Here is a 475-nt window from a genome sequence, read left to right as displayed (position 1 = left end):
GCGCTGTACCGCCGCGACTTTGCCTACAGCGCCAACGGCAACCTCGAACACATCGCCGACACCCGCCACGGCCAGCGCAGCTACCAGTACGACGCCCTCGACCGGCTGATCCGCGTACGTCACACCCGTGACGATGTGCCGGAAAACTTCGCCCACGACCCGGCCGGCAACCTGCTGACGCAGGACCGTCCGGGCCCGACCAGCATCAAGGGCAACCGCCTGCTGATGCAGGGCGACCGTCATTACGACTACGACGCCTTCGGCAACCTGATCCGCGAACGCCGCGGACGCGCCCAACAGCTCGTCACTGCATACCGCTACGACAGCCAGCACCGCCTGATCGGCCTGACCCGTCCCGACGGCACCAGCGCCACCTACCACTACGACGCCTTCGGCCGCCGCATCCGCAAGACCGTCGACGGCCGGACCACCGAGTTCTTCTGGCAAGGCGACCACCTGATCGCCGAAAGCAGCC

At 67.4% G+C, this 475-nt stretch carries 1 pseudogene; it reads left to right on the top strand.

What is annotated here, in order from left to right:
- Positions 1-475: pseudogene (locus tag M5B44_RS29140) on the top strand (RHS repeat domain-containing protein); the annotation flags it as partial.

Source organism: Pseudomonas sp. MWU12-2029 (assembly GCF_023242425.1).
Classification (GTDB): domain Bacteria; phylum Pseudomonadota; class Gammaproteobacteria; order Pseudomonadales; family Pseudomonadaceae; genus Aquipseudomonas; species Aquipseudomonas kribbensis.
The sequence above is the reverse complement of the archived record's forward strand: the minus strand, read 5'-3'. Positions and strand labels throughout refer to the sequence as shown.